Consider the following 15,648-nt stretch of genomic DNA (forward strand, 5'->3'; position numbering starts at 1 on the left):
GATGTATCGATCCACTGTCGCTTTTCTGATGTGCTGTTCCATTCTGCTGGCGGGATGTGCGGGGCTGGGTGATTTCTCCGGGGCCGGCAAGGGGCAAAGCGCATTCGGGCTGCTCAGCGACGATTTCGTGCAGCGGCTGCGCTGGCAGGATTATGTCGGTGCCGCCGTCCATCTCACTGAACCGAACCGCCAGGATTTCCTCGATCGCTTCCAAAAGGACCGGGATCTGAAGATCACCGATGTTCGCCTCGAATCGCTGGTTTTCACCAAGCAGGGGACTCTGGCCGACGGCGAGCTGATTGTCGAATATTACCGGCTGCCCTCCCTGACGGTGAAGACTGCCCGTTTTCCCGTCCGCTGGCGTTTCTACGGCCCTGACGATCCGACGCCGGTCGGCTGGAAAATCACTCTGTTAAGTCCGCATCTCCCCTAGTGTTCCGCCGGTATACAAGGCCCAAAAATAGCTTGATTTGGGTTTCGACCCTGTGGTAATTAACTGCATACTGTATACAGAATCAGGGGAAGGCGGCAGTAGTGACTGCAGGCTCTTTCCCTTTTTTCAGGCAGTTTGACGCTCCCTGCCCGGCGGGGGTGCGGTTGACATCCGGAGGTAGATTTTGTCTCAGGTCGTTTTTTCCAGCTGGGGAAGGCAGATAGTCGACAACCGGCAGGGTGGCGAGGCGGATGCCGCTTCGCTGAAACTCAAGCTGCCGGAAAACTATCTCGACGAAGGTCCGGTCAGCGCGTTCATGGGCTGGGATGGCCTGGTGGTCTTCGACCGCGATGTCGATGTTGTCGCCATGGCCGCCGAGTACATGAAGCGGGTGCAGGAAAAATACTGCTGCGCCAAGTGCACGCCCGGCAAGAAGGGGACCCGCGTTCTGCAGGACACCCTGGCCCGCATCGTTTCCGGGCATGGTGAAGAGGCCGATCTGGCGATCATCGAGTCGCTGGCCGACCTGCTGCAGAACTGCAAGTGCACCCTCTGCATGACGGCGGTGACGCCGGTGCTCGACACGGTAAAGTATTTTCGCGAGGACTATCTCGCCTACATCCGTCGCGAGCGCAAGCCGAATCCGGCCAGGGTCTATCACGACAAGCTGACGGCGCCCTGCACCGATCGCTGTCCGGCCCACATCGACATCCCCTCTTATATCGAGGAGATCAAGAACTACCGCTTCGAGGAATCCCTCGACGTGATCCGCCGCAACATGCCGATCCCGGCGGTCTGCGGCCGCGTCTGTCCGCATCCCTGCGAGTCGGCCTGCCGGCGCGCCCTGGTGGATGAGCCGATCAGCATCATGGTGCTCAAGCGGGTTGCTTCCGACCACGAGTGGATGCACCACAAGCAGCCGCCGATGCAGCCGGCTCCGCCCAAGGACAAGACCGTCTGCGTCGTCGGCGGCGGTCCCGCCGGTATCAGCTGCGCCTACTACCTGGCACTGGAGGGCTTCAAGGTGACCGTGCTCGACATGCTGCCCGAGCCGGGCGGCACGGTCGCCGTCGGCATCCCCGACTACCGCATGCCGCGTCACCTGCTGCGGCGCGAATACGAGATCATCCAGAACCTCGGGGTCGAGATCCGCTTCAATACCAAGCTCGGCCGGGATGTCTCGCTGCGCGAGCTGAAAGAGAAGTACGATGCCGTCTTTCTCGGCGTCGGCGCCTTCAAGTCGAAGCCGATGGGCGTCGAGGGCGAGGACAAGGGCTACGAAGGCTTCTCCGAAGGGGGGATCAACTACCTGCGCGCGGTGGCGCTCGGCCAGCCGATCAAGACCGGCAAGCGGGTGGTGGTGGTCGGCGGCGGCAACACCGCCATCGACTGCGTGCGGGTCGCCCTGCGCGAGGGCGCCGAGGAATCGATCCTGGTCTATCGTCGGACCCGCAAGGAGATGCCGGCCGAATACTACGAGGTTGACGACGCCGAGGAGGAAGGTGTCAAGTTCGAGTTTCTGCGCAACCCGACCCGGCTGGTGGCCGAAAACGGCAAGATCGTCGGCGTCGAGGTGGTAAAGATGGAGCTGGGCGAACCGGACGAGTCGGGACGTCGCCGGCCGCAGCCGGTGCCCGGCAGCGAATATGTCATTCCCTGCGACATGGTCATTCCGGCCATCGGCCAGGATCCCGATCTCTCGTTCCTGGCCGAGGACGATCTCGGCATCGAGACCACCCGCTGGAGCACCATCGTCACCCGCGGCGGCGTGCTGATGACCGACTGCGAGGGCGTTTTCGCCGGCGGTGACTGCGAAATCGGACCGATGACGGTCGTCGCCGCCGTCGGTCAGGGCCGCCGGGCCGCACGCGCCATGGCCCGTTACCTGGAGACGGGCCGCGCCTACCTTGACGAGGAGGACGCCATGGAGGACATCGTCAACAATCTCGGTGTCTTCAACAAGGACGAGAATCCGGGGCTGGCCGGTGGCACCCACCGCGAACATCAGCCGAAGATTCACGGCGCGGAGCGGGCCAGAACATGGGACGAGATCGAACTTGCCATGCCGGAGAGCCAGGCGGTGCGCGAAGCCGAACGCTGCCTGCGCTGCTACCGGGTCGGCATGCTGGCCGTCGGCTGAGGCGGGCGACGGCGAACCAGCGGTCGGAGATGTTGAGGTTTCCAACCGGTTGACGTGAAGGTGACTGCATCCATGATCAAACTGACGATCGACGGAAAAGCTGTTGAAATAGAAAAAGGGGCGACCATTCTGGCGGCGGCGGAAAAGGCCGGCATCACCATCCCGACCCTCTGTTTTCTGAAGAAGGTTTCGCCGACCGGCGCCTGCCGGGTCTGCGTGGTCGACATCGAAGGGGTGGAAAAGCCGATGGCCGCCTGTCACACCCAGGCGGTGGACGGCATGGTGGTGACCACCCAGAGCGAGCGGCTGCACGCCATCCGCAAGCAGATCGTCGAGCTGCTGCTGGTCAACCATCCCCTCGACTGTCCGGTCTGCGACGCCGGCGGTGAATGCCAGCTGCAGGACATCACCTACGCCTTCAACGTCATCCGTCAGTCCTTCGAGGCCGAGGATGTCAATCCCGACACCATCGACCGCTGGCCGCTGATCCAGCAGGTTCCGAACCGCTGTGTCATGTGCGAAAAATGCGTCAAGGTCTGCCACGAGGTGATCGGCTCCAGCGCCCTTTTCGTCAACGACAAAGGGGACCGGGCCTTTATCGACAAGAAGCTGGAGCTCTGCGAATTCTGCGGCAACTGCGTGCAGGTCTGTCCGACCGGCACCATGATCTCCAAGACCTTCAAGTTCAAGGCGCGGCCCTGGGAGCTGCGCCGTACTGCGTCGGTCTGCACCCTGTGCAGCGCCCAGTGCGAGATCGATCTGCACAGCAAGCGGGGCGAGGTCTGCCGGGTCACCTCGGAGGACGGGGTGACGGTCAATGACGGCAACCTCTGCATCGGCGGCTTTTTCGGCTATGGATTCATCAACAGCGAACGACGGCTGATGGCGCCCCGGGCCCGTTCCGGGAACGAGTTCAGAACGCTCGACTGGGACGAGGCCGTCGCCCTGATGGTGGACAAGGCCAGGGCTGCCGGCGGTGCGGCCAGCGCCGGGCTGGGTTCGGCCCGGCTGACCAACGAGGAGAACTATCTCTTCCAGAAACTGTTCCGGGTCGGTCTGAGCAGCAACAACATCGATTCCGAGGCCCGTTTCGGTTATTTGCGCGGCGTCGAGATTTTGCGGAGGCAGCTTGGTCTCGGCGGCGCCAGCAACCGTATCGACCGCATCGGTCGTTCGCAGGCGGTTCTGGTCTTTGGTGCCGATGTCACCACCGAGGCGCCGGCCATCGACTGGCAGATCGAGCTGGCCTGCCGCAAGCGGGACGGCAAGCTGGTGCTGGCCAACATGCGCCAGGTCAAGCTGTCGCGCCATGCCAACGTCCAGCTGGCTTACCGGCCGGGCAGCGAAGTCGAACTGGCCCAGGCCCTGATCCGGCTGATCGTTGAGCGCGGGCTGGCCGATCGCGACTATCTCAACCAGTACCTGCAGGCGCCGGAAGAACTCGAATCGCTGGTCGCTGCCATCGACCTCGAGCAGGCCATCAGTGCCACCGGCGTTTCCCGTGAGCTGCTGGAGGAGGCGGCCGAATATCTCGGCAGCGCCGAGTCGGTGGCCATCGTCTTTGGAGCCGATGTGCTCAAGGGCCTCAATGCCGAGGCGGCGACCGGCGCGCTGGCCGACCTGGCGCTGGTTTCCGGCGCCCTGCGCGGCGACATCGGCGGCCTGTTCCCGGTCGACGAGAAGGGGAACATCCAGGGCGTGATCGACATGGGGGTCGCTCCTGAGCTTCTGCCCGGTCAGAAGGACTACGCCGCCGCCCGTTCGGAGTTCGAAAAGGCCTGGAAAACGAGCCTGCCCGAAGGCGGCCGCGACGCCGCCGGCATTCTGGCCGGCATCGAAAGCGGCGAGATCCGTTTCCTCTATCTGGCCGGGGTCAATCCGCTGGTCGCCTTCCCCGAAGCGGGACGCTGGCGCCGGGCTTTGGAGAAGGTCGATTTTCTGGCGGTGCAGGACATCCTCGCCTCCGAGCTGACCGAGATGGCCGACCTGGTCTTGCCGGCGGCCAGCTTCGCCGAGAAGTCGGGCAGCGTCACCAGCATCGACGGCCGGGTCGGCTATCTGCAGCCGGCCATCGGCGCACCGGGCGAGGCGCGTCCCGATGGCTGGATTTTCGCTGCCCTGCTCGGCGCCCTGACCGGCCAGGCGGCGCCTTCGGAAAGCGTCCTGCAGCAGGAGATCCGCCAGCTGTGCGGCATTCACGAGGATGTCTGCTTCGCCGGCAACGGTCGCAAAAGCTGCCTGAAACTGCCTTGGCGGCCGGAAAACAGGAGCCTGAAGCTGGCCCGGGGGGCCGGTGCCGCTCCCGGCGAGGGGCCGCTGTTGCTGGTCGGCAAGCATTTAGCTCATTTCGGGACCACCACGACCGCCGCCGCCGGACCTTGCCAGGTGGTGGCCGAAGGGTTTGTCGAAGTGAACCCGGACGACCTCAAGACCTTCGGTCTGAGCGAGGGCGGAGCCGTCACCCTGACCACGGCGCTCGGCGCGGTGAAAAGCCGGGTGCGGGTCAATGCCGGCCTGCCGCAGGGACTGCTTTTCGCTCCCTACCACTTTGCCGACACGCCGGTGATGCAACTGGTGCCGGCCGGCAGCAACTGCGTGCCGGTGCAGGTGAGCAGGGGCTGAACGGAGCCGACGAGGTTTTTCCCACAAGGAGGAAATTTCAGGGTAGAATCGAGGCGCCCGGTCGATGGACCGCGGCGCCTTTTTGCTTCATTAGCGTTCCGAGCGGAGGACAACAATGGAAACCGTCAGTTGTGACTACAGGGAGCTGATCGCCTACAGCGAGCAGAAGGCCAACAAGGTGGTGCTGGCCGAGCTGGCGCATTCCCGCACCACCCTCTGGTGTTTGCGCCCGGGACAGCGGATCGAGCCGCATGTCCATGCCGGCGATCATGTCTGGGTGGTACTCGAAGGGAGCGGCGAATACCTGGGAGCATCGTCGCGTCGTCCCATCGCGCCCGGCAGCGTGCTGGCGGTGCCGGCGGGCGAGGCGCACGGGGTGGTCAACTCCGGCGACACCGGTCTGGTATTTCTGAGTATTTCCGCGGGGTAGGAACGCCATGACCGAGATACCTTTGTCGCGACGCTCCACCCGGGTGACTCCCTTTCTGGCCATGGAGGTAATGGAGCGGGCCAAGGAGCTGGAGGCCGCAGGAAAAGAGATCATCTACCTCTGTCTAGGTGAACCGGATTTTCCGACGCCGGAGCCGGTGGTACAGGCGGTGAGCGAGGCGCTTCGGGCCGGCGAGACCAGCTATACGCATTCTCTCGGTCGGCTCGATCTGCGGCAGGCGATCGCCGAACACTACCACCGTCGCTACCGGGTCGAGGTGGCGCCGGAACAGATTCTCGTTTCCGCCGGCACCAGTCCGCTGATGCTGCTCCTCTTTGCCGCTCTGCTCGAGGCCGGCGACGAAGTGATCCTGCCCGATCCGAGTTACGCCTGCTATCCGAATTTCATCACCTTCTACGATGCCGTTCCCCGCTACCTGCGCACCCGGCCGGAGGACGCCTTCCAGCCGCGGCCGGAGGATGTGCGTCGGGCCATCACCGAACGGACGCGGGCGGTTCTGATCAATTCTCCCTCCAACCCCGCCGGATCCGTCATGCCGGCGGCCTGGCTGGAAGAGCTGGCCGATCTGCCGGTGCCGATCGTTGCCGACGAAATCTATCACGGCCTGACCTACCAGGGGGAGGAACGGTCGATTCTGGAGTTCACACAAGACGCCTTCGTCCTCGGGGGTTTTTCCAAGACCTATGCCATGACCGGCTGGCGCCTCGGCTACCTGATCTGCCCGGCACAGGTGGTGCGCACCCTGCAGAGCCTGCACCAGAACTTTCTGATCAGCGCCAACAACTTCGTACAGGCGGCCGGCATCGCCGCCCTGCGACACTGTGACGGGGATGTGGCCCGGATGCGGCAGGCCTACGACCGTCGGCGCCGGCATCTGCTGGCCCGGCTGCCGGAGCTGGGACTAAAAGTGGAGCGGCCGCCGGTCGCCGCCTTTTACGTACTGGCCGATGCCCGGCACATCAGCGGCGATTCCCAGGCGCTGGCGATGGAGATTCTCGAGCAGACCGGAGTCGCCCTGACCCCCGGCATCGATTTCGGTCCGGCGGCCGAGGGTTTTCTGCGCTTTTCCTACGCCAATTCCATCGACAACATCGACCGGGCAATCGACCGGCTCGGGGACTATTTCGGCCGGCGCGGCTGGCTGCCCTGAGGGAGCGGATAGCATTCGACACGGCCCGTCCTGGGCAGGACGGGCCGTCATGGGTTCAGTGCTCGTGGTAGCCCAGTACCACCAGGACGCAGGAGCCGTCGGCGATGACGTTCAGTCCGGCGTCGCGGGCCGCGGCGACGGCGTCCGGGTGTTCGGCCCCAGGCTGCATCCAGATGTTTTCGATGCCGTGACCGATCGCCAGCTCGACGACCTTTTGCGTTACCTGCGGTGGGGTGATGATCGAAATGCTCTTGACCTCGGGAGGGAGCCGGTCGACCGAGGCGACGCAGGGTTGTCCCTCGATCTCCTTCTCAGCCGGGTGGACCGGAATCGCCCTGCGTCCGTTCTGCAGGTAGCAGCGCAGGACCTTGTTGCCGTATTTTTCCGGTTTGGTCGAGGCGCCGACGACGCCGAAGGCCGGCGAGGCAAGAAAGCGTTCAATCTGCTGGTCGATGGTCATACCGTTCTCCTTTGGGTGAATCATGAATCCGTTAGCTTATCACCGGCGGATAGCACACGACATTGACGTACCTGCGCTTCTCAAAAAACACCGGTGAACCTTTGGGTGCCCTAAGATTTTTGAAAATCTCATTCAGGCCAGGCACCTGCACTATCTATTCGGCATGAGCTCACGGATTCAGGATAAATTTCATCCATTCTACTGCCCGGCGATCTGGCAGACAACGCCGGCCAAAAAATTTTCCCTTAATTCGCCGTACATTTGGTCGATAAGTAGAGCAGAAGGTCGTCCTGCCTCATGGTGAAGCCGCACGAAGGAGAAGGTGCGAAGTGGGATTTGTCCTGGTCGACAGCCTCGAGGAGGGGATGGTCCTCGCTGAAGATCTCTTCAACGAAAAGGGCCAGTTCATCCTTGCCAAGGGGGCCATTCTCGACAGCCGGCACATCGACGCCCTGAAGCGGTTCGGCGTGCTGGAGGCGGATATCGTCGGGACCTCGCAGTCCGAACTGGACGGCGGCGAGCTCGATCCGAGCCTGATGGAGAGCGCCCGGGCCTACCAGCGCGAACGTTTCCGGCTCTGCGACCTGGAACATGAGGGAATAAAGGCGGTTTTCGAGCTGGCGGTGGAAAAGACCGCGCGCCACCTGCAGGCGGGCTGGCAGCCGCCGGAGGCAGTAGCCGAGGTCGAGGTTCCGGCCGGACTCGACTGGTCGGCCAAGCCCTCGTCCGAATCCCTGGTTCGCGGCAAGGTCCGCATGGCGGCACTGCCCGATGTCTACAGCAAGATCGTTGCGGCGATCAATACTCCCAACTGCGCCGTCGAGCATCTGGCCGAAATTGTCAGCAAGGACAGCAGCATTTCCGTTCGCCTGCTCAAGCTGGTCAACAGCGCCTATTACGCCCTGCCGAAGAAAATCAATTCGATCAGCCGCGCCATCACCCTGCTCGGTACCAGGGAGCTTCTCAGTCTGGCGCTCGGCATCACCATCGTTCGGAAGTTCAGCAATCTGAACGATGAACTGGTGTCGATGGAGGTCTTCTGGAAACATGCCATCCGCACCGGGCTGTTCGCCCAGCAGATCGCCCGGCGCAAGGGACTGAAGGAGACGGAGTCCTTCTTCGTCGGCGGCCTGCTGCACGACATCGGGCGACTGGTGATGCTGGTGGAAATGCCCGAATACTACGCCAGCGCCCTGAACGACTATTACCGCAACGGCGAAATTGCTCTCTATCAGGCCGAACGTCAGACCCTCGGCTATGACCATGCCCAGGTCGGTCGTCTGTTGTGCGAGCGCTGGCATCTTCCCTTCAACCTGGCACAGATGGTCGGCTGGCACCACAAGCCGCAGGGAAGCCGCTTTGCCCTCGAGTCCTGCATCATCCATCTGGCCGATTTCATGGCCCAGGCCATGGGGCTGGAGATGCCGCTGCCCGGCCGCCTTCCTCCCCTGCATCCCCGGGCTTGGGAAGTGGTGGCGCCGGATCTTGCCATGTTGGCCGTCTCAACCCAGCATGTTGAACACAGCTTCCGTGAAATCGCCGGCAATTTTCTCGGCGAGGAGCCCCGTCCGGCAATCTAGCTCACTTCTCTTTCCTGTCCTCATGCCGTTTTTCAACATTCTGCCAATCGTGCGTGATGGCCTGCAGGGTCGTTCCGTCAGGAACAGATTGCCGGTCGGCGGCGAGGTCGCAGCTGACAGGGATAGGGCATTGCGTTAGGATGCCGGCATGGCCAAGAAACGATTTCGCGACGCTCTTGAGCGCTACCGGCGCGAGCTGCAGCGCAATCTGCTCGCCCGACCCGGAGTGCACGAATTCGTGCTGGTGCTCGACGGCCTCAAGGCGGGTTACAACGTCGCCAAGATCCTGCGCTCGGCCGAGGTGTTCGGTGTCCGCCGGGTCTATTTGGTGGACATCGGTCCCTTCGATCCGGCTCCGGCCAAGGGGGCCCTGCGCAAGGTTCCGCTGCGCCTGTGCGCTTCCTTCGCCGAGGCCCATGCCGAGCTGAGTGACGAGGGCTATGCCTTCTTTCTGCTCGGTCCCGACGCCGAAAGTCCTCTGCACGCGGCGGAGATTCCGACGCGAAGCGCCTTCATCCTCGGTCACGAGGAATTCGGTCCGCGGCTGGACGGCCGCGACTGGCCCGGCATCCAATCCCTGTGCATCCCCCAGTACGGTCAGACCCAGAGCCTCAACGTCAGTGTTGCTGCCGGAATCGTCATGTACGAGTACTGCCGTCGATACGGGCGGACATGAAGTCGTTCAGTCCGGCAGGGCAAATGGACGCCATTGACAGCCTGACGAATCTTGTTAGACCTGAATCTGTCTCCTGCCGCTGAACGGAGTTCCCCATGCTCAGGATGCAATGCCGGATCTGCGGCAACCTGATCCGGTCGCAGCTTCTGACGGAAATGAAGTCGGTCTACTGCCGGCGTTGCGGCCATTTTCAGGGTGTCGGCGAACTCTACGTGACCGCCCGCGGATTTACCATGTTGCGCTCGCATCTGCTCGATCGTTTCCGACAGTGGGAAAGGCTGCTGCGGGATGCGCTGAAGGAACGCGAAATGCTCGAATTCTCCGAGCACGGTCATTCGGGGGATGCCGAGAGACTCGACTGGCTGATCGCCACCCTGCGCGAACTGCTGGATGGCGCCCGCGGCCACTTCCGGCTCTGTCTGGCGCTGCCGACGCCGGTTCGCTGCGACTGCCGGCGGGGAGAAGTCGCCGGTCAGCTGATCAATATCAGCATTTTCGGTGCTTGTGTGCAGTTGCACCAGGAGAGGGACGTGCCGGCCAGGGGAGAAGAGGTGGTCTTGCACTTCCACCTGCCGGAGGCGCCGCACGGGATGGAGACAGGCGGTCGCGTCGTTTGGGTGGCCGGGCGGCCGGGACGTCTTCCCACCCGTGAGATGGGCGTAGAATTCGAAGCCCTGAAAACGCCTGTGCGTAACAGTCTGTGGAAGTACATCATCGCCCACAAGGACAGGACAGACCCTTGCGGCGCCTGAGGGTGGCGAGAGGGCGAGGTTGTCGGTCAAGGGCGGGGTTTCAGGCCAGAAAGGCGGCCAGGGCCAGCAGCAGTCCACCGGCAAATATCAGGCCCGCGTCCAGGGAACGACGACGCACCAGCAGCAGTCCCGTTAGCGTAACCAGAAGGATGACAATGGCGACCATGTCGGCGAAAAACACCCATCCGGCCCCGGTTTTGAAGGCCTTGTGCAGCCGGTTCAGCCAGTTCCACGGCTGGCGGGGGTGTTTCTCGAAGCGTTCCATCGTGCCTTTCTGCGGATGGATGACGTAGGTGACCTTGCCATGCGAGCCGTAGAGAAATTCAATGCTCCCGTCCGGTCTGATGCGAATGACCGCCGGGTCGTCGCTTCGGCCGATCATGGTCTTGCAGTTTTCGATAAAGCGGTGCAGAGGCTCTGGATCGGACACCGGAATGCGGCTTATGGACGTTTCCCTGGCAATGAAATAGCCGAAACTGCCGCGATGGTTCAGCAACAGTCCGGTCAGGGCGTAAAAGACCAGAAAACCGGCCAACAGCAGCCCCCCGATGCGGTGAATGCGGCGCAGTACCTGGTTGGTTGTCTGTTGCATGGCGCTTTCTCCTGCCTGAGGCGGGTCACCCGCTGACTGCTTCCGGTCGCCAGTTCTGTCGGCCCACATGCACGATGAGCGTGGTCATGTAATTGAGTGGCGTCGGTCGCCAGTTCTCCAGATTGTCGACCAGCAACTCCCCGTCCCCCTGTTCGGTGCAGCTGAACAGACGGGCGGAGCCGAGCAGCTTACGTTCCGCGAGCAACGCCAGCAGGGGCTCGATGACCGGGCCTGCCTTGTAGAGCACCAGGGTTTCGCAGTGGTCGAGGGCCCCGGCGACCATCTCCAGGTCGGTGGCCGACATCAGCAGCAGGCGGTCCTCCTGCAGGGTGAGCGCTTCGCCGAAACGGCTGGCGCCGGTCTGAAAGGCGCTGATGCCGGGTACGATGTGGATGTTGTCCGCTGGCAGGCGATGCTGCAGTTCCTGCAGCAGATAGGAGCTGGTAGCGAAAATCAGTGGATCGCCCAGAGTCACCTGGACCACGGCGCGCTGGCGCCGGCAGTGGGCCGCTACCTGTTCGGCCAGCTTTTGCCAGCGGGCGCGGGTGGCCTGGTCGTCGCGCTGCATGGGATAGCTGACGCAAAGCAGTTGCTGCTCGTGCACAAAAGGGCGGATCGCCTCCAGGGCCAGACTGCGGCTGGCGCCTTTGGCCTGCGGGGCGATGATCAGGTCGGCGCTCTCGATGATCCGGGCGGCGCGCAGGGTCAGCAGGTCCGGAGCGCCGGGGCCGACGCCGACTGCGTAGAAGTTTCCGGGCAGGGCGGGGGGGGAATTCATCCGTTGTTTGCCTCCCTGAAGTAACGATTGAGCATCAGGACATTGTCGAAACTGCGGGTGTTGGCGCGGGAGAATTGCAGTTCGTCGACCCGCAGGAATCTGGCTCTGAGTCGATTCAGCGGGCCGCGTTTTCCGGGCGGGATGGGATTTTGGTTCATCGGTCCGACCTGGTAGATGTAGATGTCCGGTTGGTGGGCGAGAACCGACTCCGGGTTGAAACGGACCAGCTTGCGCCTGCCCGGGGCGAGCAGGACGCCCCCCGCCCGGGCGACGATATCGGCCACGATGTTACTGCTGCCGGCGACCATGAGCGGCATGGCCGTCACTTCGAAAATCACTTTCGGCGACGTGGCAAGCGGTTTGATGGCGGCCAGCTTCTGCTGCTGGCGGGCAATCAGCTGCCGGCCGGCATCCATTTTGTCCAGCAGCGCGGCCAGTTCGCCGATCTGCTGCAGGATCTCGTCGAGCGTGCGGGGATGGTAGGTGAAAACCGGGGCGCCGACCACAGCCGCCATCTGCTCGGAGAAGAACCGGTTGGAGGAGATGATCAGCAGGTCGGGGGCGAGCGAACGGATGATCTCCAGGTTGGGGCGGATGTGCGAGCCGACCCGCCGGGCGCGCGGGAATTCTCTGAGGCTGCGGGTCACCCCAACCACCTGATCCTCCGCTCCCAGTTTGAGCAGGATGTCGCCGGCGGCCGGGGCCAGCAGCACGATTCGCTTTGCGGCGGCAGCCTCAGTGCTGAAACAGAAAAGCAGCAGTACCAGTAGCAACCTGAACATCGTAGGTCTCCGCAAGCAGTTCGGGGGTCAGTTCGTCTCTGGGCACATCGGCCAGCAGCCGGCCGTTTTTCAGCAACAGAAACCGCTCGAAAAAGCGGTGCGCGAGGTTGATATCGTGGACCGGCGCGACGATGGTTTCCGTCCGCTCCCTGAGCAGGGAGAAGATCTCCAGGGCATGACGGATATCGAGGCCGGCGTTCGGCTCGTCGAGATAGAGCAGAGGGGCCTGCTGGTTGAGCACCCGGGCCAGCATGACCCGACGTTTTTCGCCTCCGGAGAGCTGGCTGAACGGCCGCTCGGCGAGATCGCTCAGATCGAGCAGGGCCAGCATCTCCTTGCTCAGCTGCCGGTCCGCGGCGGTGAAGGCATTCCCCTGCCGATGGGGGAAGCGGCCGAACAGGACCACCTCGAAGACGCTGAACGGGAAGATGACTTCGCTGAACTGGGGCAGCAGGGCGAAGAGCTGTGCCCGGCGGGCCATCGGGATCTTCTTCAGCGGCTTTCCGGCATAGCTCAGCGTGCCGCCGTCCGGCGGCAGCAGCCCGGCCAGCAGCTGCAGCAGGGTGCTCTTTCCGCAGCCGTTTTCCCCCAGGATGGCGACCTTCTCTCCCGGCGCGATGCGCAGCCCGTCCAGCTCCAGGCTGAAGCCGCCCCGCCGGAAGCGCAGCTTGTCGACTCTAAGTTCAGCCATGCCAGAATCCTTCCCGGCGGGTCTGCAGCAGGTAGAGGAAGAACCCGCCGCCGAGCAGGGCGGTGATGATCCCTACCGGCAGTTCGGCTCCGCCGGGGATGATGGTCCGGGCCAGGGTGTCGGCGGCCATCAGCAGCAGGGCGCCGAGCAGGGAGGAGTAGAAGAGGTTGTGGCGCATGTCGCTGCCGAACAGGCTGCGGCAGATGTGCGGGACAATCAGGCCGACAAAGCCGATGATACCGGTGTGACTGACGGCGACGGCGACCAGCAGGGTGGCGACGACAAAGGCGAAGCTGCGCAGCCGGTGGACGTTGACTCCCAGACTCTGGGCCGAGTGTTCGTCGAGGGCCAGCAGGTTGAGTTGCAGGGCCCGGCGGGCGAACAGCAGGTAGGCGGCGGCGAAGACCGGCAGGCAGACCAGCAGCTTGCCCCAGTCGACCACGAAGAAGCCGCCCATCAGCCAGAAGACGATCGACGAGAGGGAATCCTCGAAATAGTACTTGGCAAAACTGATCACCGCCGAGGCGACGATGTTCATGACGATTCCGGCCAGGATCATGTTCACCGGATTGATGAACCCTTCCTGACGGGCCAGACGATAGACCAGCAGCAGTCCTCCCAGCCCGGTCAGCAGGGCAACCAGCGGCACCAGCGGCAGGGGAATGCCCAGGGCGATGGCGAGAACCGCGCCCAGGGCGGCCGACGAGGCCGCCCCGGTAGTGAAGCTGTCGGCCAGGGGATTCTTCAAGGTCAGCTGGTAGACGCTCCCCGACAGCCCGAGCATTGCGCCGATCACGGCGCTGAACAGCACCCGCGGCAGTCGCAGCCCGAACAGGATGTCCCTCTCCACTGCCGTCAGGTTGAAGGGATGGATCACCGTCGAGCCGAGCAGGCAGGAGCCGAGCAGGGTCATGGCGAATATGAGCCAGAGCAGCCGCTTCATGCCTGCACCCTGGCGACGATCCGGCTGGCGAGCAGAAACAGGCCGACCAGCATGACCAGAAGCACCGGAAACAGGCCGGGCTCGACCGTTGCCCCCGGCAGCAGGGTCGAGCGGATCAGCCGGGTGGAATAGGTCAGCGGCGAGAGGCCGGCCAGCAGGCGGATCGGCAATGGCATCTGCGCCACCGGAAAGAAGGTTCCGGAGAGGAACATCATCGGCGTGATCAGAAAGGCGTTCATGGTCGCCTGATCGCTGTGGTTGCGCACCAGCAGGGCGACCACCAGTCCGAGCAGGGCGAAGATCCCCAGGTGCAGCAGCAACGCCAGCAGAAACAGCGCCCCGAAGTGCAGTTGTACACCGCACAGCAGGCTGTAGAGAGCGATGATCAGCACCGGAATCAGTCCTTTGGTGATGCCGTAGCACATTTCGCCGATGACGATCTCCCAGCGCCGGATCGGAGCCAGCAGGTACTCCTCGAATACCTTGAAGTAGAAGCGCGAGATGTTGATCTCGGTGGCGATCCCGTAGCTCTGGTTCATGCTGCTCATGGTCAGCAGCCCCGGCAGCAGAAAGGCCAGATACGCCAGCCCGTCCACCCTGGCGTCCCGACCGACCCCGTAGCCGAAGGCGATCAAAAACAGTCCCGGCGAGACGGCCGACGAGAGCAGGGTCTTGACCAGTTTCTTGCGCAGAATCAGGATTTCGCGCAGATAGATGCCACGGACCCCGTTGAGCATCAGTCCTCCAGTCGCTTGCCGGTCAGGCGCAGAAAGACGTCCTCGAGGGTCGTCTCGCGGATGCGCACCGGCATCTCGAGTTGCTTCAGACGCTCGAGGGCCTCTGCGCGGGTGGCGAAAAATTCGTTTTCCAAGGTTTCCTCCCGGTAGATGTCGAGGACGAAGTGGCCGGCCTGCTGTTTCAGTTCGGTCGGGGTGCCTTCGGCGATGATCCGAGCCCGGTCGATGATCATCACCCGGTCGGCGAGGCTGTCCGCCTCTTCGATGTAGTGGGTGGTGAGAAAGACCGTGCAGTGCTGCTCGTGGTTGATGCGGCGCAGAAAGGCCCACATGCGGCGCCGGCTGTGCGGATCGAGTCCGACCGTCGGTTCGTCGAGAAAGAGGATCCCCGGCCGATGGAGCAGGGCGCGGGCGATGACCAGCTTGCGCTTCATGCCGCCGGAGAGCTTGCCGGCCGGGGTGTCGCGTTTTTCGTTCAGGTCGGCGAAATCGAGGCAGAAGTCGATCCGCTCTGCCAGCTCCCGTCCGCCGAGACCGAACAGCCGGCCGTGAACCCGCAGGTTTTCACTGACCGTCAGCTCCTTGTCGAGATTGTTGTGCTGGGGGACCACGCCGATCATCCGTTTGACGGCCAGCCGGCCCGGGTCGAAGTCCTCCCCCCGATAGCGGATTTGTCCGCGATCCGGAGAGAGCAGGCCGGTCAGCAGGTTGATGGTGGTGGTCTTGCCGGCGCCGTTCGGGCCGAGAAAGGCGAACAGCTCCCCCCGGGCGACCCGGAAGCTGATGCCGTCAACCGCGCAGGTTTTTCCGAAGCGGCGGCAGAGGTCGATGACTTCGATTTCAGCGGGCATGGAGGGCAAG

The 15,648-nt window shown here is 63.5% G+C and carries 16 protein-coding genes; 8 read left to right on the forward strand and 8 right to left on the reverse strand.

Annotated elements, in window-relative coordinates; translation table 11 throughout:
• Position 1 precedes the first annotated feature (1 nt).
• From EDC39_RS04480 to EDC39_RS04500, 5 genes are all read left to right on the forward strand, one after another.
• Positions 2–433 (forward strand): hypothetical protein, encoded by a 432-nt coding sequence (locus EDC39_RS04480; protein ID WP_148895179.1) that lies wholly within the window; start codon positions 2–4, stop codon positions 431–433.
• A gap of 184 nt (positions 434–617) precedes the next feature.
• Positions 618–2,573: an FAD-dependent oxidoreductase gene (locus EDC39_RS04485; protein WP_148895180.1), complete on the forward strand. Its 1,956-nt coding sequence runs from the start codon at positions 618–620 to the stop codon at positions 2,571–2,573.
• Positions 2,574–2,645: 72 nt separating this feature from the next.
• The gene (locus EDC39_RS04490) at positions 2,646–5,195 is read left to right on the forward strand and encodes a molybdopterin-dependent oxidoreductase (RefSeq protein ID WP_148895181.1); all 2,550 of its coding nucleotides are present in this window, start codon (positions 2,646–2,648) and stop codon (positions 5,193–5,195) included.
• A gap of 115 nt (positions 5,196–5,310) precedes the next feature.
• Entirely contained in the window at positions 5,311–5,625 is a 315-nt protein-coding gene (locus EDC39_RS04495) for a cupin domain-containing protein (RefSeq protein ID WP_148895182.1), read from the forward strand.
• A 7-nt stretch (positions 5,626–5,632) separates the two neighbouring features.
• Positions 5,633–6,796, forward strand: coding sequence for a pyridoxal phosphate-dependent aminotransferase (locus EDC39_RS04500; RefSeq protein ID WP_148895183.1), 1,164 nt, complete (start codon positions 5,633–5,635; stop codon positions 6,794–6,796).
• 55 nt (positions 6,797–6,851) lie between these two features.
• Here EDC39_RS04500 and EDC39_RS04505 read toward each other — a convergent pair whose 3' ends face one another.
• Positions 6,852–7,256, reverse strand: coding sequence for a CoA-binding protein (locus EDC39_RS04505; protein ID WP_148895184.1), 405 nt, complete (start codon positions 7,254–7,256; stop codon positions 6,852–6,854).
• A 329-nt stretch (positions 7,257–7,585) separates the two neighbouring features.
• On the opposite strand from EDC39_RS04505, the gene EDC39_RS04510 reads away from it, so the two are divergent.
• The 3 genes from EDC39_RS04510 (at position 7,586) to EDC39_RS04520 (ending at position 10,264) form a co-directional block, all read left to right on the forward strand.
• The gene (locus EDC39_RS04510) at positions 7,586–8,836 is read left to right on the forward strand and encodes an HDOD domain-containing protein (RefSeq protein ID WP_148895185.1); all 1,251 of its coding nucleotides are present in this window, start codon (positions 7,586–7,588) and stop codon (positions 8,834–8,836) included.
• 148 nt (positions 8,837–8,984) lie between these two features.
• Positions 8,985–9,512, forward strand: a complete 528-nt coding sequence (locus EDC39_RS04515) for a TrmH family RNA methyltransferase (RefSeq protein ID WP_148895186.1) — start codon at positions 8,985–8,987, stop codon at positions 9,510–9,512.
• Between the two features lie 95 nt (positions 9,513–9,607).
• Entirely contained in the window at positions 9,608–10,264 is a 657-nt protein-coding gene (locus EDC39_RS04520; protein ID WP_148895187.1) for a PilZ domain-containing protein, read from the forward strand.
• A gap of 40 nt (positions 10,265–10,304) precedes the next feature.
• Here EDC39_RS04520 and EDC39_RS04525 read toward each other — a convergent pair whose 3' ends face one another.
• Genes EDC39_RS04525 through EDC39_RS04555 form a run of 7 tightly spaced genes read right to left on the reverse strand, consistent with a single transcriptional unit; the run spans position 10,305 to position 15,638 of the window.
• Positions 10,305–10,856 (reverse strand): PepSY-associated TM helix domain-containing protein, encoded by a 552-nt coding sequence (locus EDC39_RS04525; protein ID WP_187426646.1) that lies wholly within the window; start codon positions 10,854–10,856, stop codon positions 10,305–10,307.
• Between the two features lie 25 nt (positions 10,857–10,881).
• Positions 10,882–11,634 (reverse strand): precorrin-2 C(20)-methyltransferase, encoded by a 753-nt coding sequence (cobI, locus tag EDC39_RS04530; protein ID WP_148895189.1) that lies wholly within the window; start codon positions 11,632–11,634, stop codon positions 10,882–10,884.
• Positions 11,631–12,416 carry an ABC transporter substrate-binding protein gene (locus EDC39_RS04535; protein ID WP_148895190.1) on the reverse strand — a complete coding sequence of 262 codons (786 nt, stop codon included), beginning with the start codon at positions 12,414–12,416 and terminating at the stop codon, positions 11,631–11,633. The genes cobI and EDC39_RS04535 overlap by 4 nt, the downstream gene beginning before the upstream one ends.
• Complete coding sequence (locus tag EDC39_RS04540; RefSeq protein ID WP_148895191.1) at positions 12,370–13,107, reverse strand: ABC transporter ATP-binding protein; 738 nt, start codon at positions 13,105–13,107, stop codon at positions 12,370–12,372. The genes EDC39_RS04535 and EDC39_RS04540 overlap by 47 nt, the downstream gene beginning before the upstream one ends.
• Complete coding sequence (locus EDC39_RS04545; protein WP_148895192.1) at positions 13,100–14,050, reverse strand: FecCD family ABC transporter permease; 951 nt, start codon at positions 14,048–14,050, stop codon at positions 13,100–13,102. Before EDC39_RS04545 ends, EDC39_RS04540 begins: the two co-directional genes overlap by 8 nt.
• Complete coding sequence (locus EDC39_RS04550; RefSeq protein WP_148895193.1) at positions 14,047–14,787, reverse strand: ABC transporter permease; 741 nt, start codon at positions 14,785–14,787, stop codon at positions 14,047–14,049. The genes EDC39_RS04545 and EDC39_RS04550 overlap by 4 nt, the downstream gene beginning before the upstream one ends.
• Positions 14,787–15,638, reverse strand: a complete 852-nt coding sequence (locus tag EDC39_RS04555; protein ID WP_148895194.1) for an ABC transporter ATP-binding protein — start codon at positions 15,636–15,638, stop codon at positions 14,787–14,789. The genes EDC39_RS04550 and EDC39_RS04555 overlap by 1 nt, the downstream gene beginning before the upstream one ends.
• Between the last annotated feature and the right edge of the window lie 10 nt (positions 15,639–15,648).

The organism is Geothermobacter ehrlichii, from assembly GCF_008124615.1.
In the GTDB taxonomy this organism is placed as follows: domain Bacteria; phylum Desulfobacterota; class Desulfuromonadia; order Desulfuromonadales; family Geothermobacteraceae; genus Geothermobacter; species Geothermobacter ehrlichii.